The organism is Mesorhizobium caraganae (assembly GCF_016836705.1).
Taxonomy (GTDB): domain Bacteria; phylum Pseudomonadota; class Alphaproteobacteria; order Rhizobiales; family Rhizobiaceae; genus Mesorhizobium; species Mesorhizobium caraganae.
Map to the genome: position 1 here is coordinate 26,696 of NZ_JAFCGY010000009.1, position 25,231 is coordinate 51,926.

A 25,231-nucleotide genomic window follows, 5' to 3' on the forward strand; every position below is an offset into this window, starting at 1 on the left:
TCGATTTCCTTTTGGTTGAGTGGGGTCGCCACGGCGGCGTTTCCGCCGTGGCTTGTCAGGATGCGTTGGGGTTCAGGCGGCAATGGCCTGTGGCTCGGCAGACACCTCAATGGCTTCCGCCGCTTGCCGGGTTTGAGCCGGGGCCTTGATGCGGAACCAGGCGACGTAGAGCGTCGGCAGGAAGATCAGCGTCAGCGCGGTCGCCACCATCAGGCCGCCCATCACCGCATAGGCCATCGGCCCCCAGAACACGGTCGGCGCGATCGGGATCATGCCGAGGATGGCGGCGGCCGCCGTGAGCAGGATGGGCCGTAACCGGTGCGTGGTGGCGCTGATCACCGCCGCCCACGGCTCCTCGCCGGCGGCGATGTGCTGGTCGATCTGCGCGATCAGGATGACCGAGTTGCGGATCACCATGCCGATCAGCGACATCACGCCCAGGATCGCGACGAAGCCCATCGGGGCGCCCGACATCAGTAGCGCACCAGCGACGCCGATCAGGGCCAGCGGGGCGGTGAGCAGCACCAGCACCAGGCGCTGGAAGCTCATCAGCTGCACCATCAGCACCGTCGTCATGATGAACAGCATCAGCGGGAAGACCACGAAGATGCTGGCCTGCGCCTTGGCGCTATCCTCGATCACGCCGCCCTGTTCGACGCTGTAGCGCGCCGGCAGCTCCGCCTTGAAGGCAGCGATTGCGCCGCCAAGCTTCTTGGTGACGGAGGCGGCGTCGGTGCCCGGCACGATGTCGGCCTGGACCGTCACCGTCGGCAGCCGGCCGCGGCGCCAGATCAGCGGCGGCTCGGTCTGGTAGCTCAGAACAGCCACCTGATCGAGCGGCACGCGGCGGCCGCCGGAGGCGCTGATCGTCAGCGTGCGCAGCGTGTCGATATCGGCGCGTTCCGACTGGACGGCGCGGGCGACGATGTCGACGAGATAGGTGTCGTCGCGCATCTGCGTGATCGTCGAGCCCGACAGCACCGCGTTGATGGTCTCCGACAGCTGCTGCGAAGAGATGCCCAGCGCCCGCGCCCGGTCCTGGTCGACTTCGACCTTGATGACCTTGGCCGGTTCATTCCAGTCGTAGTTGATGTTGCGCACGGCGGCATCGCTACCCAGCACCTGCGCAAACTGCTGCGCCAGGCTGCGTGTCTTGTCCGCATCCGGACCGCTGACGCGGAATTTTAGCGGCCAGCCGACCGGGGGGCCAAGCTCCAGCGGCGTGACGCGGGCCATCACATTGTCGAAGCCGTCGGACAGCTCCTTCTCCAGCCGGTCGATCACCGCCTGGCGCACGGCGTGGCCCTTGGTGACCACCACGGCCTGGGCAAAGAAATCGTTCGAAAGCTGGGCATCGAGCGGCAGATAGAAGCGCACCGCGCCCTGGCCGACATAGAAGCTCCAATGGTCGATATCCGGATCGGCCGCGAGCAGCTTTTCGACACGCGCAACCACTTCATCCGTCGCCTTGATCGACGCCGTCTGCGGCAAAGTGAGGTCGACCATGACTTCCGGCCGGTCGGACTTCGGGAAGAACTCGTGGCCAACAAAGCCCATCGCCACGACCGAGAGTGCGAACAGCCCAGCGGTTGCCGACAGCACCAGCCACTTCGCCCGCATCGCCGCTTCGAGCAGCGACTGGAAGCCGCGCGCAATGCGCGAAGGCTGGTGGCTGTCATGGCCCTTGAGGCGGTCTGGCAGCAGCGCCACGCCGGTGAGCGGCGTGAACAGCACCGCCACGATCCACGAGACGACCAGCGCGATAGCGACGACCGCAAACAGCGAGAAGCAGTATTCGCCGGCACCACTCTTGGCGAAGCCGACCGGCACGAAGCCGGCGATCGTCACCAGCGTTCCCGTCAGCATCGGGAAGGCGGTCGAGGTGTAGGCATAGGTCGCGGCCGAAATCTTGTCGTAGCCTTCCTCCATGCGTGAGATCATCATCTCGACAGCGATCATGGCGTCGTCGACCAGCAGGCCGAGCGCGATGATCAGCGCGCCGAGCGAGATGCGCTGCAGCGAGATGCCGAAATAGGCCATGGTGACGAAAGTGATGGCGAGCACCAGCGGGATGGCGACGGCGACCACGATGCCTGGACGCCAGCCCAGCGCCAGGAACGAGACCGCGAGCACGATGGCGACGGCTTCGCCGAGGCTTTTGGTGAACTCGCCGACGGATTCCTCAACCACTTGCGACTGGTCGGCGACCAGGCCAAGTTCGACACCGAGCGGCAGCCCGGCCGACATCTCATGCATTTTCTCCTTGACGTTTTCGCCCAGCGCCAGCGCGTCGCCGCCGGCGGTCATCGAGACCGCGATGCCAAGCGCTGGCTTGCCGTTGAAGCGGAACATCGGCTGCGGCGGATCCGAGTAGGCACGCTTGACCTCGGCGACGTCACCCAGCCGGAAATAGTGGCCATTGGCATAGAAGTTGATGGCCTTCAGGCTCTCCTCGGAGGTGAAGCTGCCCGACACCCGGATGGCAATGCGCTCGGGACCGGCGTCGACCGTTCCGCTCGGCGCCAGCGCGTTCTGCGCCTGCAGCGCCTGTGTCAGCGCGCCGACATCGAGGCCGAGGGCTGCAACTTTCTGCGTCGAGAATTCGAGATAGATCTTCTCGTCCTGCTGGCCGATCAGCTCGACCTTGGCGACGTCGGGCACGGTCAACAGACCAGCGCGCAGGCTGGTGCCGAGATCTTTCAGCTCGCGATGGCTGATGCCGTCGGCGGTGAGCGCATAGATCAGCGAATAGGTATCGCCGAACTCGTCATTGTAGAACGGACCCTGGACGCCGGACGGCATCATCGGCTTGATGTCGTCGAGCTTCTTGCGCACCTGGTACCAGAGCGGCTGCACCTCGTCGGCGGCGACCGTGTCCTTCAGGTTGACGAAGACCACGGACTCGCCAGGCTTGGTGTAGCTCTTGACGTAATCGAGCTTGGGAAGCTCCTCGAGCTTCTTCTCGATGCGGTCGGTGATCTGCTTGACCGTGTCGCTGGTCGTGGCGCCGGGCCACATCGTCTTCACCACCATGGTCTTGATGGTGAAGGGCGGGTCTTCCTCGCGGCCGAGACCGCTATAGGCGAAGAGGCCGGCAAGGGCGGCTGCCACCATCAGATAGATGACGAAACTCTTGTGGCGCAGCGCCCATTCGGAAAGGTTGAAGCTGGTCATGATGCAACTCCTGTGTCTAGGCGCGCGCTTTCCCGCGCGGCCGGGCTGCGCCGGCTGACGTTTCGGGTTTCGGATTTTTGGTCAGCGCCGGCCGTTTCGGCCGGCGCTAGCAATTAGGCCAGGCTGTGCATGGTGCCCGTGATACGATAGGGCGCGCGCTCGGCGAGCCTCGGCTTGATCGCCAGTCCGGCGAGATAGCGCTGGAAGGCCGCCGCCTCCTGGACGGGCGAGGCCAGCGCGACATGGCCGTCCGGTCTCACCAGATAGGCGCCGTCGCGCTGCAGGCCGGCGGCTTCCGCAATGTCCGACCAGGCGAAGACATGGACGGGAATACCGGTCGAGGCGAGCATCGCCCGAAATTCCCCATTGGCCTCGCCATAGACATGCACCTGCCAGTCGAGCGAGCGCAGCGGTTCGAAATTGTCGCCGTTCGCCGCCGGGACATAAGGCAGGCGGTCGCCGCCCTCGATCGTGCCGGCCTTGCCGCTGCTGATCGCGCTTTCGCGGTATTGAATGCGGGTCTGTGAAATCAGTCCGAAAAACCTGCGCGACCCCAATGTCGTCCCGAGGCCCAAGCGCAGGATCTTCGGCATCAGATAGCGGCGGAACAGGCCGACCAGCCGCGAGCCGCTGGTGGCGACCCGAAACGCCTGGTCGGTGCTGTGGATCAGCTTGCGGGCAAAGGCAATGCGCTCCGGCTCGTAGCTGTTGAGCAGGCGCTGATCGGCGCGGCCCTGCACCACGGCGGCGAGCTTCCAGGCGAGGTTGACCGCGTCGCCCATGCCGGTGTTCATGCCCTGGCCGCCGGCCGGGCTGTGGATGTGGCCGGCATCGCCGGCGAGGAAGACGCGGCCGACGCGGAAGCGGTCGGCGACGCGGTGATGGACGCGGTAGGTCGAGAACCAGTTGACCTTGGCGATCGTCACGCCGGTATCGCGCTCGATATCGGCGCGGATCGCCTCGAAGGTGATCGTCTCCTCGGCCTCATGCGCCTTCGGCACGATGCCAATCAGGCGCAGCGAGCCCGACTGCCGCACCGGCATGACGATCGCAAAGCCATAGGCGCTGATGACGGTGTCCATGCCGTTGCGGGTGACGTCGCCGCGCCCATCGACATCGGCGACGTAGAAGGCCTGTTCGTAAGTGCCGCCGGGAAAGCCGATGCCGAGCCCGTGGCGCACCGCGCTGCGGGCGCCGTCACAGCCCGCGAGATAGGCCGCGCTGACGATCTCGTCCGTGCCGTTCTTGCGCAAGGTGGCGATGACCGAATTGCCCTTGTCTTCGAAGGCGACAAGCTCGGTGTCGCGCTCGACCTGGACGCCGGCGCGCTCCAGATGCACGATCAGGATGCGCTCGTGGATGTCCTGCGGCAGCGCGAAGGCGAACGGGTAAGGGCTGATGCCGCGGCCGAAATCGGCCAGCGGCAATTTTGCGGCAACGCCGGCTGGCGTGTGCACGGTAAGCTGTTCGATCTTCACGCCTGCGGCGATCATGTCATCGACGATGCCGATCTGGCGATGGAATTCCAGCGTGCGGGCCTGGACGGCGAGCGCGCGCGAGGTCTCGCCGGGGCCGGCATCCTTGTCGAAGAGGCGGACCGGAATGCCGAGACGGGTAAGCCAAAGCGCAAGCGTCAGGCCGGTGGGGCCGGCGCCGGCAATGAGGACCTTTGTTTGAGCCGTGCTCATTTTGCTTCTCCCTGGAGAGTGCGGACTTTCTCATGCTCGCGCAAGCGGTTGACGCCGGCGGTGACGACGATGTCGCCTTCGGAAAGGCCGTCGCTGACGACGACGCGGTCGGTCTCGTAGCGGGCGATGACGACGCTCTTCAGCTCGACGGCCGATGAGGCGCTCACGACCCACACCGCCGGCTCGCCATCCTTGTCGAACAGCGCGCTTCCCGGCAGCACCACGACCGGCGCACCGGCCTCGTTTACGCGGCCGGCAACGCTGGAGCCGAAGCGCATTTCATCAGGTGGATTTTGCAGCGCGACCTTGACTTGAAAAGTGCGGGTCGCGGCATCGGCCACCGGCGATATTTCGCGCACGATGCCGGTGGTCGAAATCGCCGGTTTGCTGAGCAGCGAGACTGTGATCTCCGGCGGCTGTCCGGACCTGTGTTCATCGGAGAACACCGCCTCAGCGATCGAGAACACGGCGTCGCGAGCCTGCGGATCGGCAATGCGCGCCAGCATCTGTCCGACATTGACGAGCTGGCCTTCCTCGGCGCCGGTCGCCGTCACCACGCCGTCGAAATCGGCATGCAGTTCGGTATAGGCGAGCTGATCCTTGGCCATCTCGTAGCCGATCCTGGCAGAGTCCAGCTTGGCCTGCGCCGAGCGCAAGTTCTTCAAGGTCGCATCGTAATTGGCGCGCGTCGCATAGCCTTTGCGCAGCAGCGCGCCGATACGGCTCTCGCCGGCGCTGGCCTCGACCAGCACCGCCTGTGCGGCCGCGACATCGGCCTCGGCGCTGCGCAGCCGGTTGCGGCAATCCTGGTCGTCGATACGGGCGAGGATGTCACCCTTGCGGACGCTCTGGCCGACCGACACAAAGCGCTTCACCAGCTTGCCGGAGATGCGAAAGCCGAGATCGCTTTCGCGACGCGGGCGGATCTCGCCGATGGCGATGCGGCTGTCGGCCTGTGGCGCCGGCTTGACCCTCACGGCCTTGACCAGCTTCGCTTCGGGCGCCTCCGGCTTTGCGTTGGCGGCCTCGCCCTGGGCGGCGTGCCAGGTGACGGCGCCAGCGCAGGCCAGGGCCGCGACCGATACGCCAAGGAGGCCACGCTTCAATCTGTTACGAGGTACGGCAGTCATTTCGTCTCCTGTCCATGTTGCAGCCAGCGCCAGGACGGCGCGGCAGCCGGCAATGATCCTGGCTGGAGAAGGGGCGCGTCCTGCCTGAAAACGTTCGGTCGGTCGGCTCGTTTCACCAGCACGTTCTCAATCGGTTTTTTGGTCGCCGAAATCCCGATCGGTTTCTGAAAATTTTCTGATGTTTAAGCGAAAAGCAGTTCGCTTCATTCCGGGGCAGTATTTGCCAACTCAGCGCTGTTTCGCACGTCGGACGTTTAGCTCAGCTTTGCCGCTGCCTGAAAGGCGAGCCAGGCGGCAGCCCGTCGGCTCGATTGCTTTCCAAGGTTCATTTCCGTTGTCCTTCTTGTCGTGCCCGGCGCTGTTTCAGGCGGACCGAGTAAGGGTCCGTGCGCCGCAGGTGCGGGGATTGAGGTCGGATGTCTGGAGCGACCGAGGCCGGTGTTCGCCGGCGGGCGCCGGTGCTGCGGTCTGGTCGTCGCGACCGGTCTGAGCTTGCGCCGGCGTCGCGAGCGGCCCGAGATCGGCGCCAAGCTGGGCAATGCCCTGGATCAGGCAGGTGGCGGCGGTGGCAACGATCAGCCAACGGCTCCAACGCATGAAATGCGTGTCGCTGATGGCATCGAGGGCGCGCCGAGAGAGCTGCGTTCCGATGGCCGCCAGCGTGATCGCCAGGGCCACCGCCGTGGGCGCCAGGACGTCGGTTCCGGCCACGAGCAGTTGACCGAAATAGACGACCTTGAGGAAGTGCCCGAGCGCCTGGATGGCTGCCTTGGTCGCCACTGTCTGTCGCCGGTCGAGACCCGAGCGGACGAAGAAGACGTCGAGGACCGGCCCGGAAACCCCGGCGGTGAGCTGCAGCGCTGTGCAGAGGAAGCCGCAGCAGACACCGTGGACGCTCTTGCGGATGTCGGGCGCAATGGTGCGCGGCACGCAGAGCCCCGCAAAGGAGAGCAGCGCCAGCGTGATCAGCGCGCCCGGCTTGCTCGGCACCAGTTCGACTGCCGCAAGCAGCAGCGCGGCAGTGAGCGCGCCTCCGGCATAGCAGGCTGCGATGCGCCACCGGATCGCGCTCCACCAGAGCCATGCCCGCCAGCTGTTGGCGGTGAGCTGGGTGATGCCGTGCAACACCATCGCCACCGTCAATGGCATGATCGCCATCAGCACCGCGATGAGGATCATGCCGCCGGCCATGCCGAAGATGCCAGAAATGAACGATGTTGCGAGCACGGCGGCGGCAAGCTCGGCGGCAAAGATGAGGGTGATCATGGCGACCTCGCAGGGTCCTCAAGCGGTTTGGAATTGGTCTGACTAGCGGCCCTCGCGCACGGCGAGGGCGATCTCGCTGCGCACCAGGCCCATGTCGGTCAGCATGTGATCGTCGAGTTCCCGAAGCGCGCGCATTGCCTTGCGCGCTCGCATCTCGTGACGAATTGCTCCGAGGCTGCACCCTATCGACTGCGCGAGCCGGTGCAGCGGAGCGTGCCTTGCGGTGGTGGTCCGAACGATCTGGGTCATGTCCTTTCTCCTTTGGTATCGGCGCCGCCATCAGAACGAGCGCGGGGGTTGCGCGTGCCGCTGGCACGACGCCCATTGGCCGCCGCCGCGGCCGGTTCATCAAGGGGTTTTGCACTGCATCTGGCTTCGAGTTATCTCGACCTCGGTGCAATGTTTGTATTGCGACTATGGAAATCGCATGCTAATTGTCTCGGTGCAATAGAAACATTGCTCTCGGTGCAATTATGTCGGTAAACGAATATCTGAAGCTTGCGGACGGCGTCGCCCTGGACATTGCGGAAGGCCGTCTGAAAGCGGGCGAGCGGCTGCCACCGCAGCGCAGCTTCGCCTATCAGCGCGGCATCGCCGCATCGACCGCGAGCCGCGTTTATACCGAGTTGCTGAAGCGCGGCCTCGTCGTCGGAGAGGTTGGTCGCGGTACCTACGTCTCGGGGCAATCGCGCCGCGGCGCCGCGGCGACCACTGATCCTGGCGAGGCCCGTGTCGACCTGGAGTTCAATTTCCCCATCCTGCCGGGGCAATCGCAGCTGATGGCGAAGAGCCTCGCCGGACTTTCCGATGCCGACACCTTGCAGATGGCACTGAGGCCGGCGACCAGCGGCGGCACGCCGGCGGCGCGTGAGCTCAGTGCCCGTTTCCTCACGCGAGGCGGCTGGTCGCCGCGCGCCGATGGGCTCGCCTTCACCGGCGGCGGTCGCCAGGCAATTGCCACGGCGATCGCCACCCTGGTTCCGACCGGCGCGCGCTGCGGCGTCGAGGCGGTGACCTATCCGCTGGTCAAAGGCATTGCGGCGCGGCTCGGCGTCATCTTGGTGCCGCTGGCCATGGATGAGCACGGGGTGCGCCCAGATGCCGTCGAGAAGGCGGATCGCGAGGCGCGGCTGTCGGCGCTTTACGTGCAGCCGGTCCTGCACAACCCGCTCGGCGTCACCATGCCAGCCAGCCGGCGGGAAGAGCTGGCCCGCCTCGCCGAGACCCTGGACCTCGTCATAATCGAGGATGCGATCTACGGGTTCCTCGCCGACGAGGCGCCACTGGCGGCGCTGGCGCCGGACCATGGCGTGGTGCTGGACAGCCTGTCGAAGCGCGTCGCGCCGGGGCTGACGCTGGGCTTCGTCAGCGCGCCGCCGCGACTCAGGGAAAGCGTCATGGCTTCGATCCGCTCGGGCGGCTGGGGCGCCGGTGGTTTCGCCTTCAACGCCGCGCAGCGGCTGATCGCCGATGGCGTTGTCAGCGAGCTGGTCGCAGCCAAGCGCGAGGATGCCAAGCGCCGCCAGCGTCTCGCCGCCGACTGCCTCTCAGGCTTCGAGGTGCACGCCGACCCGCGCGCCTATCATCTGTGGCTCAGCCTGCCGGAACACTGGCGATCACAGGCCTTCGTCGCCGTCGCCGCGCGCCGCGGCATCGCGATCACACCGTCCAGTGCCTTCGCCGTGACTCCGGGACATGCACCGAACGCCGTGCGGCTGGCGCTTGCCGCGCCGCCGATCGAGCGGCTCGAGGAGGCCCTGCGCACGCTGGCCGGCATACTGCATGCGAGCGAGCAGGATTTTGCTTTCGTGGAGTAGGTACGGGGCGGCTCGCGCTGGCGCCTGGGATCAGATGGCGAAGCCGCTGCTCAGCATGCGGCCGCCGTAATGTCTGCCTTGCAGACCCGCATGGATTCGCGGGCCAAAAAGGTCGCCGCACTTTCGGCGCTCGCAACCGCGCCCTCGACCCAGCCGAGATCGCTAGTGAACAGATCCGAGCCGCGCGGCCGCAATGCCGCCTATGCCGGCGCCGACGATCGCATAGTTCAAGGGTTGCATTGGTCTGCTCCGCTCACTTAACCGCTTTGGCCTGAATCGCTCCACGCGTGGCGACGACCATTGAGGGCCTGCCTTAGAGGCAAAGCAGGATCCGTTCTTGGGAAGAGCGGAACACGGTTTTGGGGAAATAGGCACCTTTGCCGCCTGACGAGCGGCGTGGCTTCCCTGTTTGGCAGCTCTGGCGCAATGCGGCACCTTGAATGGTAAGCACGCTTATAATATATACCGCTCATGGTTTCCGACGGCATAGATAGGCTGGGCTTTTTGATCCACGACGTGCAGCGCCTGATGCGCAAGCGCTTCGAGGCGCGCGCCAGCGGGCTTGGTCTGTCCTCGGCGCAATGGCGGCTTCTGGTCCGCGTTGCCAAGGAAGCGGGCGTCGCTCAGGCGCGGCTTGCCGAACTGCTCGAAATCGAGCCGATCAGCGTCTCGCGCTTGGTCGACCGCATGGAGGAGGGCGGCTGGATCGAACGTCGACCTGACGCAACCGACCGGCGCGTGCGCATGATCTTCCCGACCGACAAGGCTAATGCGGCCTATGCCAATGTCAAAAGCCTTGCCGGCGAGGTCTATGAGGAATCGCTGGTCGGCGTTTCGCCGGAAGATCGCCGCGTCCTGATCCGGGCGTTGGACACCATTGTGCAAAACCTTGCGGACGGTGAGACGTCGTCCTTGAAGAGTACGGAAGGGGCAGCGTCATGAACGCGGCAGCCAAGATAGACGAGAATGTGACCAAGCTCGAAACGCCGGCACAACCGGCCGCCGAAGCGCCGGTCCAGCCGACCGCCGCGCCGGTCGCGGTGGCTCCGTCCGCGCAGCCCGCTCCCACTCCGAAAAAGCCGCGCCGCCTCGGCCGCTTGCTTCTAATGGTCGTCCTGCCGGCGGCACTGGCCATTGGCGGCGGCTATGTCTGGGTGACCGGCGGCCGCTATCAGGAGACCGAGAACGCCAATTTGCAGCAGGCCAAGGTGTCGATCGCCTCGGATACGGCCGGGCGCATCGTTCAGGTCGACATTTCAGACAACCAGCTGGTCAAGCAAGGTGATGTGCTGTTTGCCATCGATCCCGAGCCCTACCGGATCGCGTTGGCCCAGGCCGATGCGGCGGTTGCGGTCGCACGCGTCGGCATCGAACAGTTGCGCGCTGCCTACAGCCAGGCGATGGCGCAGGAGAAGTCCGACGCCAGCGAAGTCGACTACGCGCAGTCGCAGTATGACCGCGCGGCCGACCTTGCCCAGAAGGGCATCAACGCCAAATCCTCGCTGGATCAGGCCAAGAACGATCTCGACAAGGCCAGGCAGCAGCTGGCGGTGGCTGAGCAGGGCATCATCAGCGCCAAGGCCGCTCTCGCCGGCAATCCCGATATCGAGACCGACAAGCACCCGACGGTGATGGCCGCACTCGCCGCGCGCGACAAGGCCGCCTACGATCTGGCGCAGACCACGGTCAAGGCGCCGGCTGACGGCGTCGTCAGCCAGGCCTCGTCTTTCAAGGTCGGTCAGTATGTCGGTTCCGGCACGCCTTTGTTTGCGCTGGTCGAGACCGGCGACACCTGGATCGATGCCAATTTTAAGGAAACCCAGCTTACCCACATGAAAACCGGCCAGAAGGCCGAGATCGTGGTCGACACCTATCCGGGCCGCACGTTCGAAGCCACCGTCAAGGCAATCGGCGCCGGCACTGGCGCGGAGTTTTCGCTGTTGCCGGCCCAGAATGCCACCGGCAACTGGGTCAAGGTCACCCAGCGCATTCCCGTGCGCCTGGAACTCACCGATGCCGATGCCAAGATGGCGTTGCGCACCGGCATGAGCGCCTCGGTTACGGTGGACACCGGCGTTGCCCGCGGGTTGCCGGCCATCTTCGGCCACGCCACCGCGGGCGAGGCACAATAGACTGTGAATGGACCGTGATCCTGAAAAGCAGGATCACGGCCGGGCAGGGAATGCTCGCTCAGGCGAGATGAGATGACAGGATTGGTCCGATGGCAGGTTGCGCGACGGGTGGGGTTGGACCGGGCCGCATCGCGGCCTGACCAGCGCCTGGCCATCTCGACGCTGATCCTTCGGTCCTTGGATTTCCGGGCGGCAAGCGCCTGATGTGTTGAGACGTTCGGTCGATGTAACCCCCACATCGATAGATCGCGTCCCACCGCGATGAGGGTCTCTTCACCAGAGAAGGCCTCGCCGCCCGGAAGCCTAGTGTACACGTTTTTGTTACCTGTCGGAAGTTCCGTATCATGAGCACGCCAGAGCCGTTCAAGGAAGTGCCGCATCGCGGCCTGATCACCGTGGCGTTGATGCTGGCGACGATCATGCAGGCGCTCGACACGACCATCGCCAATGTCGCGCTGCCGACCATGACCGGTGATCTCGGCGCCTCGCCCGACAACATCAACTGGGTGTTGACCTCCTACATCGTTGCCGCCGCCATCATGACGCCGGTCACCGGCTGGCTGGCCGACCGCTTCGGCCGCAAGGAACTGTTCCTGGCGGCGGTGGTCGGCTTCACCGTGTTCTCGATGCTGTGCGGCATCGCCTGGAGCCTGGAGAGCATAGTGTTCTTCCGGCTGATGCAGGGCGTGTTCGGCGCTGCCATCGTGCCGCTGTCGCAGACCTTCCTGCTCGATATCAATCCCAGGGAACGCCACGGCCAGGCGATGGCCATCTGGGGCGCCGGCATCATGCTGGGGCCGATCCTGGGCCCGACGCTGGGCGGCTGGCTGACCGAGAATTTCAACTGGCGCTGGGTGTTCTTCATTAACTTGCCGGTCGGCATCATCGCCTTTCTCGGCATGGCCGCCTATCTGCCGGTCGTTGCCCGGCGGGTGCGCAGCTTCGATTTCTTCGGTTTCGCCATGATCTCGCTCGGCGTCGGCGCGCTGCAGCTGCTGCTCGACCGCGGCGGCGAGGTCGACTGGTTTTCCTCGGTCGAAATCTGGATCGAGCTTGCTCTTTCGATCACCGGATTCTGGGTGTTCATCATTCACACGGTGACGGCGGAACGTCCTTTCATCGACCCCAAGATTTTCCTCGACCAAAATTTCGTCACCGGGCTGGCGTTCATCTTCGTCATGGGCGTGCTGATCCTGGCTTCGATGTCGCTGTTGCCGCCGATGCTGTCGACCATCTTCGGCTATCCGACCATCACTATCGGTATCGTCTTGGGGCCGCGCGGTGTCGGCACGATGATTTCGATGCTTGTCGTCGGGCGGCTCATGAGCAAGATCGACGCCAGGATTCTCGTCGTCATCGGCTTTCTGCTCACGGCCCAGTCGCTCTACACCATGGCCGGCTTTACACCGCAGATGGACAATTGGCTGATCCTCAGCTCCGGCGTCATCCAGGGGCTGGGCATGGGCATGGTGTTCGTGCCGTTGTCGACGGTGGCCTTCGCCACGCTCGACGTGCGCTTCCGCACCGACGCCACGGCGCTGTTCAGCCTGGTGCGCAATCTGGGTTCCTCGATCGGTGTGTCGGTGGTGACGGTTCTCCTGGTGCGCAACACGCAGGTCAATCACACCGAGCTGTCGGCCTTCATCAACCCGTTCAACCCAAATCTGTGGGCGCTCTCCCCGGCGGCAGCTGGTGGCGACCCGATGGCGCTTTCGCAGATGGATCGCATGGTCAACATCCAGTCGATGATGATCTCCTACGTCAACGACTTCAAAATACTGATGATGATGACGCTGATTGCCATCCCGTTTGTGTTTCTGCTGCGCAAGCCGAAAACGGCCCCGGCTGCCGGCGCCGCGCCGGCGGCACATATGGATTGAGACGCGCGTCGATATTTGTCGATATCAGATGACGTTGTCGCGGGCGCCTGCGAATATGCAAGGTCGGACGGTTGCCGGGATGATCGCAAAACTCTCCAGATATCCAAGAATGTCGATTCTGTAGCTGCGATGGTGATTTGGAAATGGCGTTTAAGTTTCAGGTAACCAGAAACCCTCTCGTCTGATTTCGGTTCGGCTTGTATGCTGTTAGTACATATCTAACACTATCAACAGACTGTCGCATGGCACATAAATGATCGTTGCGTTCCTTCAGACCCAGCTGGGAGAAGGTCTGTTTGGCTACGAAATCATCCAGGAAATCCGCGGAAACGACTCAGCCTGTCGGCTTGGCCGCGTTGGCAAAACTGGCCGATGTTTCCTATGAGTCGCTGGAGCGTGACCTCCGGGCGACGATCACGACACTCGAAGCACAGGCGCTGCGCTTCGAGACGGTGCTCGAAAACATTTCGCAAGGCATCTGCTTTTTCGACCGCGATGAGCGGCTGATCCTGAGCAATCGCCGTTATGCGGAAATCTACCGCCTCGCACCCGAGCAGTTGCGGCCCGGTCTGACGCTGAGCGAAATCGTCGAGCGCCGCAGCGCCGCCGGCACGGCGGCGCTGGCCACCGACGCCTATCTGGCGATGGCCAGATCGGTCAATTCCGGCAAGGCTCCAAGGACCTGGACCGCCAAACTCGCCGACGGCCGGGCCATCCAGATTTACAACCAGCCGATGCCCGACGGCAGCTGGGTAGCTACACATGAGGACATTACCGATCTTGCCGCCAGTCGACAGATCGTCGACGAGCGCATCTCGTTGCAGGCGCTGATCGACTGGGTGCCCAATTATCTCTGGGTCAAGGACACGCAAAGCCGCTTCGTCGTCGTCAACAGCGCACTTGCGACTGACAGTGGCCGCGACAAGACCGCCGACATGATCGGCTTGACCGATTTCGATATCCATCCCCCGGAAGTTGCGCAGAGGTTCCGGCAAGTCGAACAGTCGGTGCTCGAAAGCGGACAACCCTTGATCGATGCGGAGGAGTTTGTCGTCGATGCGTCGGGCACCGTAAAATGGTTCTCCTCGACCAAGGTGCCGTTGCGCAATGCTCAAAACGAAATTTTCGGTCTGGTCGGCATCGCCCGCGACATTACGGCCCGCAAGCAGGCCGATGTCCTGCGCAGCGGACAGGCAAACATCCTGGAGATGATTGCGACGAGCGCTCCGCTCGAGAACGTGCTCGACAGCCTCATGCGGCTGGTCGAGTCCCAACTGAAGGGGATATTCGGTTCCGTCCTGCTGCTCGACAAGGATGGCATCCATTTGCGGCACGGTGCGGCGCCGAGCCTGGCCAAAGCCTATATGAGCGCCATCGATGGATCTGCCATCGGCCCCAAGACAGGGTCGTGCGGAACCGCCGCCTACCGGCGCGAGCCGGTCGTCGTCGCCGACATCCTGCAGGATCCGCTCTGGGAGGATTACCGCGAACTCGCGGCGCCCTATGGCTACCGTTCGTGCTGGTCGACCCCGATCCTGTCGCATCAGGGCGTCGTGCTGGGCGTCTTTGCCATGTATTCGATGAGCGTGCGCGAGCCGACCGAGGCCGAGACTCGCCTGATCGAATTCACCACCCACATTGCCGGTATCGCGATCGAGCGCAAACGGGCTGAAGACCAGATCCACTTCATGGCCAACCATGACGCGCTGACCGGGCTGCCCAATCGCGCTTTGCTGGAAGATCGGCTTTCCCAGGCGGTCCTCTACGCGCAGCGATACAATCGCTGGGTGGCGGTGGTGTTCATCGATCTCGACAATTTCAAACTGGTGAACGATACGTTGGGCCACAATGCCGGCGACGAACTGCTCAAGACTGTCGCGAGCCGTTTGGTTGGATGCGTGAAGGCGACTGACACCGTCGTGCGGGTTGGCGGCGACGAATTTGTCATCGTCCTGTTCGATCAACCCACCAATGTCGATGTCATTTCGGAAACCCTGCAGACGATCAGGGATGCGATTGCCGAGCCGGTTCCTGTCGCCGAGCACCGCCTGCGATTAACGGCCAGCATCGGCATCGCAAATTACCCGAAGGACGGGACGAGCCCCGACAAGCTGTTGGCCAATGCCGATGCCGCCAAGTCTCGCGCCAAGGAATTCGGCCGCGACAATTTCCAGTTCTATGCCCCCGAGTTCAACTCAAGCGCACACGAAAAATTCCTGCTTCAGGGGGAATTGCGAAACGCGCTCGCCCGTTCGGAATTCGCGCTGCTCTACCAGCCGCAGGTCGATCTGCGGTCGGGTCTGATCCTGGCCGTCGAAGCGTTGGTACGCTGGAACCACCCCGCGCGAGGCCTGGTGTCGCCGATGATGTTCATCCCGACCGCCGAGGAGACCGGGCTGATCGTGCCGATCGGCGACTGGATCCTGCACGAAGCCTGCCGGCAAAACAAAGCCTGGCAGCGTGCCGGTCTGCCGCCCGTCACCGTCTGCGTCAACGTGTCGGCGCGGCAGTTCAGGGAGAAGAATCTGATCGACCGCGTCGTCAACGCATTGAAGGAAAGTGGCCTGGAGGCCAGGTATCTCGAGCTCGAGGTGACCGAAAGCCTGATCATGCAGGATTTCGAGTTGGCGGTCGCAACGATGAACGGGCTGCAAGGGCTCGGCGTGCAGATATCGATCGACGATTTCGGAACCGGCTATTCCAGCCTCAGCGCGCTCAAGACCTTTCCTGTGCAGCGGCTGAAGATCGACAAGTCCTTTATCGACGACCTCGCGACCGACGAGAACGATCAGGCGGTTACCAGTGCCGTCATCTCATTGGGTCAAAAGCTGAACCTGAGGGTCCTTGCCGAAGGCGTCGAGACGGATGACCAGGTTGCCTTCCTGCGCAAGAACAATTGCGACGAAATGCAGGGCAATTATTTCAGCAAACCCATTTCCGCGCCCGAGATCGCGAAATTGCTCGGCGGCGCGCGCAAGGAATGAGGGCACGGTGCGCCTGAGCGCATATGGATTGGGCATGGCAGGCCGTACCGCCTGGCAGGCCAACCGCTTCTCGCTCTAACTCGGCGTGCACTCTCGCCGCTATTTTTCAGCTCTTATAGGCGAGAAGTTGCCGATCGCGCGCTGGAAGCGCCATTTGGACCCGCCATCTTCTACGAAGAAGAGCCTGCACGTTCTCAACTGGGACAGCACGGCTGAATCGATAGCCTTGCGCGAGGGCAACGCCCTTGGCGGAAAGCAGTTCGGCTTGCCTGCTCGATTCCACTCCTTCGGCGGTGATAGACAGATCGAGGTGTCGACAAAGATCAATGATCATGTCGACAATGGTTGTGGCCTCATGCCGCTGGCCGTAGCCGGCGACGAAGGACCCGTCAATCTTCAACCGAGTGAAGGGAAATCTACTCAAGAGCGCCAGGGACGAGTATCCGGTGCCGAAATCGTCGATCGCAATCGAAATACCCAGCTGCCTCAAGGCCGCAAGTCGTTGCGCCGCCACCGTGGGGTTGCTTGACAGGGCACTCTCCGTGATCTCCAGTTCCAGTCGGTTGGGAGACAACCCGCTTTCGGCAAGAACGCGCGCAACGACGGCGGGGAAAACAGGGTCGTCGAGTTGAATGGGTGAGACATTGACCGCCACGAACGGCGCCTGTTCCGAACCCGCATGCCACTTGTGCCGCGGCATGGCATGCCTGCTTGAGAACCTCTTCTCCGATTTCCGATATGAGACCGAACTCCTCGGCGCCGATAAACTGATCAGGAGGCACCAGCCCCTCATCCCTTCTATGCCAACGTGCCAGCGCTTCAAACCCGGCTGTTTGGCCTGTCGCGAGGTCGACAATGGGTTGAAAATAACACTCAATCTCGCCATTGGGCACAGCACTGGCGAGATCTCGCAGACGATCGTTTCGCTTCCGCGATTCGGTGTCCAGTCCTTCGGTGAACCATCGAATGCCGGCGTCGGTGGTACGGTCGGCCTTACCGAGGGCATGGCCGCTGTTGCGCAGAAGAATGTGCGCATTGTCGCCGTCCTGCCGAGAGAGCGCACCGCCCATCTGAAAACGAAGTCGCACGCATCTGTCGTCCACTTGCAGTGGCTTCGAAAAGACGCTCAGAATTTGTCGTGTCGAGTTTTGGACTGCTTCTGGGGTCTTCATTGCAGGTGTGGCGACTGCGAAAATGTCCGTTGAAACGCGACACGCGATGAAGCCGGCTTCCGCCAGCGCCTGCAGACGATCGCCGACGATCCGAATGATCGTTGCGTCCTCCAGGGTCTCCGAGTCGCCGATGAGTTTGTCCAAGTCGAGCAGCTTTACCTGCACAATTCCAAGCATGCCGCCGGGACTCATCTTGGCCAGCGCGTCATCAATATCCGAAAGAAACTTCTGCGGCTTTGCCAAGCCGGTCAGAGGGTCATAGCGCAGAAGCTGTCGGACGCGCTCTTCGGTCTCCATCTGTCCGGTAATGTCCAGGGAGACGCCGACCATCCGTCGGGCGATGCCGTCCTTATCGGAGACAATGTTTCCGCGTGAATGCACCCAGCGGAAGGATCCGTCGTTTGCTCGCACCCTATAGCGATCATCGTACGAACGCGTGCCGCCAGACTTGATGAAATCCTCAAAGGTCTGGTCGACTCGTTCGACGTCATCGGGATGCCTTCTGCGCAGCAACTCGTCCATGGTAAGCCGCTGAGTGGATGTAAGTCCCAGTCGAGCGGTGAGTTGCGGAGAGACAAAAGCAATCGTCTCCTGACCTTCAGCCAGGTTCAGTTCCCAGACGCCGCCATCCGCACTGGCCAGCGCCAGTTCAAGACGGCGCTCGCTTTCGAGCGCGGTTTCATAGGCGGCAAAGATAGCTTTCCACGCGCTTTGGAGGAACTGAAGCATTACCAGCGCCGAAACGGAAACGAAGAGCCATCCCTTGTACGTCTGCAGGTGCTGATACTGGCTGTAGCCCCCGGCCAGGCTGACCAGAACCCTATCGCTGAACGCAATCCATACCGCGCTGACCAGCGCATAAATGCCGGCAACGATATGCGGCACCTTCGAGAAAAGAAAATCTGACCGACCAAGGAAGGCGTTCTCTCGCCAGCGATGATAGCGCATTCTGACCAGCCAGACGGTTGCTTAGCATACCAGCTAATCAATCCTATTAAGCAATTAGCAATGTCTTAAAAGCAACCGCCGCAGCCGATGATGACGCGTTTATAAGCTGCCGAAGCGTGTCTTTGATATTGGTTCAAGGTGACGACCAAATAGCGAAACCCTGAACCGTTTGCCTGAAGACCTTTATTTGCCGAGCACCAGGCTCCAGTAGCGCAGGCTGGAGTCGCGGCCGTCGCGCACATAGGCGAGGCCGAAGCGGGAGAAATCCGGGTCGAGCATGTTGTGGCGATGGCCAGCCGAATGCATCCAGATGTCGAACAGTTTCCGCTGGTCGAACCGGCCCTCGGCGATGTTTTCGCCGGCGGCGCCCGCTATGCCATTGTCCCTGGCGCGCGAGGCGAAATCCTTGCCCCAGCCGGTGGTGTGGCTCATGCGGCCGCGCTGGGCCATGTAGCCGGCCTGCTGGAGCGCTGCCTGTTCGAGCTGCGCATCCGGCGCCAGCGGGCCGAGCCCGGCCGAGGCGCGGATGCCAGCCAAAGTGGCCGTGGCGGAGGAAGACACGCCGGCGCCTTCGCCGGTCGGCAGAGAAACGGTGCTGCAGGCGGCAAGCCCGGCCAGCGCGGCAAGGCCGGCGGCCTTTAGCAGCGTGCGTCGTTCGAAATTGATCTGGGGCTGGTCGGCTTCGATGGTCGCTATGCTCATGCGACCTCTGATACCGGTGATCATGTCTTTTGCCGGGCAGGGCGATGAAAATCGCGTGAGGACCGGCGAAATGCCATCCCCGCGAGGACAACCCCTGGCAAATCGGCTATGCTGCCACAGGTATATGTGGCAGCTGCGGGCGGCCATCCAGGCGGTGACCGCCCCGACATAAGGGAGGAAGGTTATGGCCGGCTTTCATGTCATGGCGGACGCGCACGGTATGCATGTGCAGCCCACGGTGCGCCATATCACCACCGCGGACCTCTGGGATGCGCTCAAGCTCGGTTTCGACGATTTCTGGGCCAAGCCTTCGCATTACGTGTTCCTCTGCCTGATCTATCCCGTCGTCGGCCTGATCCTGACGCGGTGGACCTCCGGCTCCAACGCTATCCAGCTGGTCTATCCGCTGATGTCGGGCTTCGCCCTGGTCGGCCCGTTCGCGGCAATTGGTCTCTACGAGATCAGCCGCCGGCGCGAACTCGGCATGAACACCTCCTGGTGGCATGCGCTCGACGTGCGCCGCTCGCCGGCGCTGCCGTCGATCGCGGTCATCGGCGCCATGCTGATGGTGCTGTTCCTGTTGTGGATGTTCACCGCACAGTCGATCTACACCAGCCTGTTCGGCGATCAGCCGCCGGCTTCGATCGCCGGATTTCTGAGCGAGGTGCTGACGACCAGCAAGGGCTGGACGCTGATCCTGTTCGGCAATGCCGCCGGTTTCGTCTTCGCCGTGATCGTGCTGGCGACGACGGTGGTTGCCTTTCCGCTGCTGCTCGACCGCGACGTCGGCGCCGTATCGGCGATCGAGACCTCGGCGCGCGCGGTGATGGCAAATCCGCTGCAGATGCTGCTGTGGGGGCTGCTCGTCGCAGTGTTGCTGGTGATCGGCTCGATCCCGCTGTTTGCCGGGCTCGCTGTCGTCATGCCGGTGCTTGGCCATGCCACCTGGCACCTCTATCGCAAGGTGGTGGAGCCGGAGCGCGCGCAGCAGACACGGCGACCGATGTAGCATTCACCCAGCCATAGCGTGCTTTGATATCCAGGTCAGGCCGACATCACCCGGATGGCAACGCACCCTAGCGTTGGGCGTCGGTTGCCATTTTCAGCGCCAGCGCTGCAAGCACCGTGCCCATCATCCAGCGCTGGATGACCATCCATAGCGGCCGCCCGGCGAGGAAGGTAGCGATTGAACCGGCCGTCACCGCGATGATCGCATTGACGGTCAGGCTGATTGAAATCTGCGTGGCGCCGAGCACCAGAAGCTGCGACAGCACATGGCCCTTGCCCAGCGAGATGAACTGCGGCAGCAGCGACAGATAGAGCACCGCCACCTTGGGGTTGAGGAGATTGGTCATCAGGCCCATGGCGAACAGCTTGCGCGGCCTGTCCTTCGGCAGTTCGCGCACCTGGAACGGCGAGCGCCCGCCGGGCCGCACCGCTTGCCAGGCGAGCCACAACAGATAGAGCGCGCCGGCAATACGCAGCGCGTCATAGGCGAACGGCACGGCAAGCAGCAGTGCGGTGATGCCCAGCGCAGCCGATACGACATAGAACAAAAAGCCGACCGCCACGCCGCCGAGCGAGATCAGCCCGGCCTTCGGGCCCTGCGACAGTGAGCGCGAGATCAAGTAGATCATGTTCGGCCCGGGCGTCAGCACCATGCCAAGGCAGACCAGCGCGAAGGCGAGATGGTTGGCGGTTTCGGGCACGGGTATGTCTCCGGGAATCGGTGACGATACTCACCATGCGCTCTGACTCACCGCAAGGGCATGATGGCGGGAGCCTTTGCGCCAGCGTCGAAAATTGGCGAGGGCTGCGACGCTGTTGATCTCCCTCCTTGAGGGGGAGATGGCCGGCAGGCCAGAGGGGGTCGTCTCGCGTGGAGAGCCAGCCTCGTCTGTCGACGAAGGGGGGTCGCGTCCCGTCGAACCGACCCCCTCTGTCGCCTTTGGCGACATCTCCCCTCGAGGGGAGATGAGCAGCTTCTGCCTCAGCTCACCACGCGCAGGTTCGACAGTTCGTTGGCGATTTCCTTGAAATTGTCCGACAGCGTGGCGCCCGTCGCATTCCAGAACAGTTTCGCAGGCTTGCTCGGGTCGGTTGGATCCTTGCGGAAGCGTGAGTCGGACGAACACGTCTTCAGCGCGTCCATCGCGCTCTTGTCGCCGGCATCGGTCGTCGACATGTCGAGCGCCACCGTCATCACCATGATGTTGGCCGCCTTGGCGTTGTTGCACAACGTCGCCATCTGCTCGTTGAGCGCGGCGGTGTAGTTGCTCGACGAATAGTTGAGCTGGCCGATGGCGCTCGACGTGCCGCCGAACAGGCGGGTGACCGCGGTGCCGTTGTAGCCGACGCCGGTATAGCCATAGCCGGCATAGGTCGACTTGTTGCCGGCGGGATCGCTGTTGGGCACCGAATAGGTGTTCTCGCCGTCGGTAAGCACGATGACCACCTTATCGTTGCCGCGCTCGGTCTCCGGGCGTCCCTCGGTGAAGGGCTCGGTGCTGGAGACGGTGCGCCAGCCCCACGCCATGCCTTCCGGCACATTGGTGTTGCCGTTGGGTGCCATCAGGTCGATCGCAGCCTTGATCTTGGCCAGCCCGTCGGCGTTGGTGACATCGGTCAGCGGCGTGATCGGCGTCGTGGTGCAGCTGTAATTAGGCCCGGCGCCTTTCGACAGCACCGGCGCATTGATCGGCCGCGGCTGGAAATACTTGGCCATGTTGGACTGTCTGGTCTTGCCGGTGGTGCTCGACGGATCGTCGTTCCACCAACTGTTGACCGCGCCATAGGTCACCGGCTTCGGCTCATCCGGATCCTGCGTGATATACCAGTGGTTGCCCGGCTCGTCTGGCGCAAACATCGGCACGAACATGGTCGCGGGGTCGCCGACGCCGGTGCCGGTGTTGTTCGGTCCGCCAGAGGCCGGCGCGTCGTTGACATTATAGGGATAGGGACGGACTTCGACGCAGCCCTGCCAACTGGCGAACGGTCCGTATGTGTCGGTGTAGTCGTATTCGTCGTGGCTGTCCGAGCATGTATGATTGGCACGGTATTTGTCGCAGACCACGCGTTTGCTGCCGACGATTCGTTCGTGGCTGGTGACCACCTTCATGTCACGGTAAAGCGAGAAGCGGGTCAGCATCTGTCCCTCCTGCTCACCCCAGCCGGTGCCTTTCTTGTACCAGATGCCACCGATCTTCTGGGCATATTTGTCAGCGGCGTTCAGCGTCGACCAGTCGAAGTTCTCATTATGGATGGGCGACAGCCCATAGGCGTCGATCCATGACGCATTGTCGTTGCTGGCGCCGACATTGACCGATGCGGCGAACGGCACCAGGCTGAACTGCACCGGCTTGTCGATCTGCTTGATCATCGCCGCCTGCGAGGCGAGCGTGTCGACCAACTGCTTTGCGGCCTGCTTGAGAAGGTCGATGCGCTTTTGTCCGGAGCCGGTGCCGTTGTTCGACATCGAGCCCGAATTGTCGAGCACCATGGCCACTTCCAGCGTGTTCTTCAACCGCACCTGCGAGCACACGGAGTAGTCGATGTCGCCTGACGTCTTGCCGATCAACATCGAAGCTGCCGGCAGGAAATAGGGCTTGTAGACCAGGCTTGCGCAAAGCTTTACGATGCCGCCGCCGGCGGTGCTGCTGGGCAGCGTGACGTCAAGCGTCGTGTTGGCGGGATCGACGTCGTTGAGGTTTGCCTTGAAGAAGTCGAGCGCATAGGCCCGCAATTGGTCGTCGGTGGCGCCTTCCACCAGCCGGCGCGCTGTGGCGAAGTTGGCGGCGTCGAGCGCGTTGACCACCTTCTGCTTCTCGCTGACCATGCCGCTGAAGTCGACCGCCATCGCCACGCCGCCCATCAGCGGCACCATGGCCAGAACGGTCATGAGAGCATAATTGCCGCGCCGGTCGCGCCAGAAGTCACGCCAGAATTTGCGCATGTGATGTAAGCGGCCCCCGCCTGCGGATTCTTCAATGCCGCCACACTTTCACAAAACGCTGAAGGACGGGTTTGGGAAACCGCTCGATTGTGCGCTGAGCGCTTCACCAAGCGCTAACCAAATGGGGGCCGGCGGGTGGATGATCGCTGCTCGCAGAAACGCCCCACCGGAGATGGGGCGCCAAAGACTTGCGCCGGTCAGCCGACGATGCGCAGGTTGGACAATTCGTCGGCAATTTCCTTGAAACTCTGCGACAGAGTGGCACCGGTCGCGTTCCAGTAGAGCTTGGCGGGGGTCTTGCCCGTCGGGTCGGTCTTATCCTTGCGGAAACGCGAATCCGAGGAGCATTTCTTCAGCGCGTCCATTGCACTCTTTTCCGCAGGCTTCGTGTCAACCAAGTCGAGAGAAACGGTCATGACGAGAATGTTGCCGGCCTTCGCGTTGGAGCAGAGCGTTTGCATCTGCTGGTCCAGCGCGGCGGTGTAATTGGCCGCGGTATAAGTGGTCTTGGCGACGCTCGTGTTTACGAACATGCGGGTCGCGGTTTCGCCCACCTTCGGGCCGGTGTAACCGTAAGCGGCGTAGGTCGATCCGTTGTTGGCATAGTTGGCGGTCATGTCGTTGGTAGGGCCAATGCTATAGGTATTGGCGCCGTCGGTCAGCACGATGACCACTTTGTCGTTGCCTCTCTCAGTCTCTGGCCGACCTCCCGTGAAGGGCTCTTTGCTCGAGACCGTTCGCCAGCCCCAGGCAAGGCCTTCCGGAACATTGGTATTGCCGGTCGGCACCATGGCTTGAATCGCGTCGGTAATGGCCTTCTTGCCGGCGGTGGTGGTTATGTCCTGTAGTGGGGTGATCGGACCGGTCGTGCACGCTGCGTTGGGACCATCATCGGCAGCCGCGACTCGTGCGTTCCAGGGTTTGACCATAAAGTATTTGCGCATGTCTTTCTGGCGCGGGGCAGCTTTCGTCAACAAGTCGGACGAATCGACCCACCAGTTGTTCGGGTAACCCCAGGATGTACTGTTGACGTCGTTGTTGCCGTCACCATTGGTGTCGCGCCAGAAGTTGCCGGCTTCGTCCGGCGCGAACATCGGCACGAACAGGGTGGCGGGCGTTCCTGTGGTCGGCGTCGTGTCGTCGTCATTGTAGGGGTACGGCCTTGCTTCCACACAGCCCTTCCAGGCTTCATACGGGGCGACCACAGAAGTCTGGCAAGTACCGTTCGAGTTCATTTTCGTACAGGTCTGGGCCATCATGTCTCGATAGAGGCTGAAGCGCGTCATCGGCTTGTCTTGGTCCGCGCCCCAGCCCGTACCGCGCTGGTAGTACATGCTGCCTACTTTTTCGATATATTTGTTTGGATTGGCTGCTGATGTCATTGTTGACCAATCGAAGTTCTCATGATGGATCGGTGAAATGCCGGTCGTGTCCATCCACGTCGGCATTGGAGCCGAGGGGGGCGGGACACCGACATTGACCGAAGCCGAAAATGGAACGAGGGCGAACTGCACCGGCTTGGTGGCCTGCTTCATCTGCTGGGCCTGGTTGGCCAGCGTGTTCACAAGTTCGGTCGCCGCGTCCTTGAGCAGTTCTATCCGCTCTTGCCCGGTGCCAGAGCCGTTGATGCTCATCGAGCCGGAATTATCGAGCACCAAGGCAACTTCAAGCGTGTTCTTGAGACGAACTTCCGAGGTGGCGGTCATATGGACATCGGTGTCGCTCGACGATTTGCCAAGCATCCAGGCCGCGACTGGCAGAAAGTATGGCTTGAACGTCAGCGTCGCCTGAAGTTTCAGCGTGCCGCCGCCGGCGTTGTTGTTGGGCAATGTCACGGTCAACGCCGTATTGGCCGCTTGGACGTGGCCGAGATTGGCCTCGAAGAAGTCCTTGGCATAGGCCTTGACCGCATCGTCGGTCGCGCCGGAAACGATCTGCTGGGCAGTGGCGATGCCCGCGGCGTCGAGCGCGTTCAGCGTGTCCTGGCGCTGGCGGATCAGTTCGGTGTAGTCGATGGCGAGTGCCAGGGCGCCCATCAAGGGCACCAAGGTTATCACCGTCATCAAGGCATAATTTCCGCGTCTGTCGCGTAGAAATCTGCGGATCATGCCTTCAGCACCCCTGCCAGGATCCAAATATCGAAAATCGGCGCGAAGATGCCCACAAATCGTTAAATTTCAGGTTGCTGAAATGCGTTCAAGATCGGCCCATCATGTCACGGCTCGTTAACCACTCGGCCCTGGTGATCGGCGAAGCAACATTTTTCGATCGACCGAAGCTTGGGGAAGGGGCGCTTGAATCGAGATGCAATCGCCATCAGCCCGTGGCGCGACGGCGTCGAAAACGCCGAAAGCTGGTGACAGGATGAAACGCTTCGGTTAATGCG

The 25,231-nt window shown here is 62.8% G+C and carries 16 protein-coding genes and 1 pseudogene; 6 read left to right on the forward strand and 11 right to left on the reverse strand.

The window, feature by feature from the left end; translation table 11 throughout:
• Positions 1-72: 72 nt before the first annotated feature.
• The 5 genes from JQK88_RS17665 to JQK88_RS17685 all read right to left on the reverse strand — a co-directional run bounded on the left by JQK88_RS17665 (position 73) and on the right by JQK88_RS17685 (position 7,507).
• Entirely contained in the window at positions 73-3,174 is a 3,102-nt protein-coding gene (locus JQK88_RS17665) for an efflux RND transporter permease subunit (RefSeq protein WP_210388323.1), read from the reverse strand.
• Positions 3,175-3,287: 113 nt separating this feature from the next.
• On the reverse strand, positions 3,288-4,862 hold the full coding sequence (locus tag JQK88_RS17670; protein ID WP_192252796.1) for an FAD-dependent monooxygenase: 1,575 nt from the start codon (positions 4,860-4,862) through the stop codon (positions 3,288-3,290).
• Positions 4,859-5,992 carry an efflux RND transporter periplasmic adaptor subunit gene (locus tag JQK88_RS17675; RefSeq protein WP_203278963.1) on the reverse strand — a complete coding sequence of 378 codons (1,134 nt, stop codon included), beginning with the start codon at positions 5,990-5,992 and terminating at the stop codon, positions 4,859-4,861. Before JQK88_RS17675 ends, JQK88_RS17670 begins: the two co-directional genes overlap by 4 nt.
• 363 nt (positions 5,993-6,355) lie before the next feature.
• On the reverse strand, positions 6,356-7,258 hold the full coding sequence (locus tag JQK88_RS17680) for a TSUP family transporter (protein ID WP_192252800.1): 903 nt from the start codon (positions 7,256-7,258) through the stop codon (positions 6,356-6,358).
• Between the two features lie 42 nt (positions 7,259-7,300).
• Positions 7,301-7,507 carry a DUF1127 domain-containing protein gene (locus JQK88_RS17685; protein WP_192252803.1) on the reverse strand — a complete coding sequence of 69 codons (207 nt, stop codon included), beginning with the start codon at positions 7,505-7,507 and terminating at the stop codon, positions 7,301-7,303.
• A 224-nt stretch (positions 7,508-7,731) separates the two neighbouring features.
• Between JQK88_RS17685 and JQK88_RS17690 the strand changes: the two genes are divergently transcribed.
• The 5 genes from JQK88_RS17690 (at position 7,732) to JQK88_RS17710 (ending at position 16,071) form a co-directional block, all read left to right on the forward strand.
• Positions 7,732-9,075 carry an aminotransferase-like domain-containing protein gene (locus JQK88_RS17690; RefSeq protein WP_203278964.1) on the forward strand — a complete coding sequence of 448 codons (1,344 nt, stop codon included), beginning with the start codon at positions 7,732-7,734 and terminating at the stop codon, positions 9,073-9,075.
• Positions 9,076-9,546: 471 nt separating this feature from the next.
• Positions 9,547-10,017, forward strand: a complete 471-nt coding sequence (locus tag JQK88_RS17695) for a MarR family winged helix-turn-helix transcriptional regulator (protein WP_192252809.1) — start codon at positions 9,547-9,549, stop codon at positions 10,015-10,017.
• Entirely contained in the window at positions 10,014-11,207 is a 1,194-nt protein-coding gene (locus JQK88_RS17700; RefSeq protein WP_192252812.1) for an HlyD family secretion protein, read from the forward strand. The genes JQK88_RS17695 and JQK88_RS17700 overlap by 4 nt, the downstream gene beginning before the upstream one ends.
• A gap of 344 nt (positions 11,208-11,551) precedes the next feature.
• The gene (locus tag JQK88_RS17705) at positions 11,552-13,087 is read left to right on the forward strand and encodes a DHA2 family efflux MFS transporter permease subunit (RefSeq protein WP_203278965.1); all 1,536 of its coding nucleotides are present in this window, start codon (positions 11,552-11,554) and stop codon (positions 13,085-13,087) included.
• 296 nt (positions 13,088-13,383) lie between these two features.
• A complete protein-coding gene (locus JQK88_RS17710) occupies positions 13,384-16,071 on the forward strand; it encodes an EAL domain-containing protein (protein ID WP_203278966.1) in 2,688 nt (895 codons plus the stop codon).
• Between the two features lie 106 nt (positions 16,072-16,177).
• Here the strand turns inward: JQK88_RS17710 and JQK88_RS37480 are convergent, their stop codons facing one another.
• From JQK88_RS37480 to JQK88_RS17720, 3 genes and pseudogenes are all read right to left on the reverse strand, one after another.
• On the reverse strand, positions 16,178-16,864 hold the full coding sequence (locus tag JQK88_RS37480) for an EAL domain-containing protein (RefSeq protein WP_376740431.1): 687 nt from the start codon (positions 16,862-16,864) through the stop codon (positions 16,178-16,180).
• A pseudogene (locus tag JQK88_RS17715) lies at positions 16,764-18,191 on the reverse strand (PAS domain-containing protein); the annotation flags it as partial. The pseudogene JQK88_RS17715 and the gene JQK88_RS37480, both read right to left, overlap by 101 nt.
• Positions 18,192-18,374: 183 nt before the next feature.
• A complete protein-coding gene (locus tag JQK88_RS17720) occupies positions 18,375-18,893 on the reverse strand; it encodes a CAP domain-containing protein (protein ID WP_192252827.1) in 519 nt (172 codons plus the stop codon).
• 184 nt (positions 18,894-19,077) lie between these two features.
• On the opposite strand from JQK88_RS17720, the gene JQK88_RS17725 reads away from it, so the two are divergent.
• Positions 19,078-19,902: a DUF2189 domain-containing protein gene (locus JQK88_RS17725; protein WP_192252830.1), complete on the forward strand. Its 825-nt coding sequence runs from the start codon at positions 19,078-19,080 to the stop codon at positions 19,900-19,902.
• 67 nt (positions 19,903-19,969) lie between these two features.
• On the opposite strand, the gene JQK88_RS17730 is transcribed toward JQK88_RS17725, so the two are convergent.
• The 3 genes from JQK88_RS17730 to JQK88_RS17740 form a co-directional block, all read right to left on the reverse strand.
• Complete coding sequence (locus JQK88_RS17730) at positions 19,970-20,602, reverse strand: LysE family translocator (RefSeq protein WP_023742986.1); 633 nt, start codon at positions 20,600-20,602, stop codon at positions 19,970-19,972.
• Positions 20,603-20,883: 281 nt separating this feature from the next.
• Complete coding sequence (locus tag JQK88_RS17735; RefSeq protein WP_203278968.1) at positions 20,884-22,845, reverse strand: pilus assembly protein; 1,962 nt, start codon at positions 22,843-22,845, stop codon at positions 20,884-20,886.
• 197 nt (positions 22,846-23,042) lie between these two features.
• Entirely contained in the window at positions 23,043-24,953 is a 1,911-nt protein-coding gene (locus JQK88_RS17740; protein WP_203278969.1) for a pilus assembly protein TadG-related protein, read from the reverse strand.
• Positions 24,954-25,231 lie beyond the last annotated feature (278 nt).

Bases quoted from the DNA above. Each gene is read 5' to 3' on its own strand.
- JQK88_RS17665 (WP_210388323.1), bottom strand. From the start codon at position 3,174: ATGACCAGCTTCAACCTTTCCGAATGGGCGCTGCGCCACAAGAGTTTC.
- JQK88_RS17670 (WP_192252796.1), bottom strand. From the start codon at position 4,862: ATGAGCACGGCTCAAACAAAGGTCCTCATTGCCGGCGCCGGCCCCACC.
- JQK88_RS17675 (WP_203278963.1), bottom strand. From the start codon at position 5,992: ATGACTGCCGTACCTCGTAACAGATTGAAGCGTGGCCTCCTTGGCGTA.
- JQK88_RS17680 (WP_192252800.1), bottom strand. From the start codon at position 7,258: ATGATCACCCTCATCTTTGCCGCCGAGCTTGCCGCCGCCGTGCTCGCA.
- JQK88_RS17685 (WP_192252803.1), bottom strand. From the start codon at position 7,507: ATGACCCAGATCGTTCGGACCACCACCGCAAGGCACGCTCCGCTGCAC.
- JQK88_RS17690 (WP_203278964.1), top strand. From the start codon at position 7,732: ATGTCGGTAAACGAATATCTGAAGCTTGCGGACGGCGTCGCCCTGGAC.
- JQK88_RS17695 (WP_192252809.1), top strand. From the start codon at position 9,547: ATGGTTTCCGACGGCATAGATAGGCTGGGCTTTTTGATCCACGACGTG.
- JQK88_RS17700 (WP_192252812.1), top strand. From the start codon at position 10,014: ATGAACGCGGCAGCCAAGATAGACGAGAATGTGACCAAGCTCGAAACG.
- JQK88_RS17705 (WP_203278965.1), top strand. From the start codon at position 11,552: ATGAGCACGCCAGAGCCGTTCAAGGAAGTGCCGCATCGCGGCCTGATC.
- JQK88_RS37480 (WP_376740431.1), bottom strand. From the start codon at position 16,864: ATGAGGGGCTGGTGCCTCCTGATCAGTTTATCGGCGCCGAGGAGTTCG.
- JQK88_RS17720 (WP_192252827.1), bottom strand. From the start codon at position 18,893: ATGAGCATAGCGACCATCGAAGCCGACCAGCCCCAGATCAATTTCGAA.
- JQK88_RS17725 (WP_192252830.1), top strand. From the start codon at position 19,078: ATGGCCGGCTTTCATGTCATGGCGGACGCGCACGGTATGCATGTGCAG.
- JQK88_RS17735 (WP_203278968.1), bottom strand. From the start codon at position 22,845: ATGCGCAAATTCTGGCGTGACTTCTGGCGCGACCGGCGCGGCAATTAT.
- JQK88_RS17740 (WP_203278969.1), bottom strand. From the start codon at position 24,953: ATGATCCGCAGATTTCTACGCGACAGACGCGGAAATTATGCCTTGATG.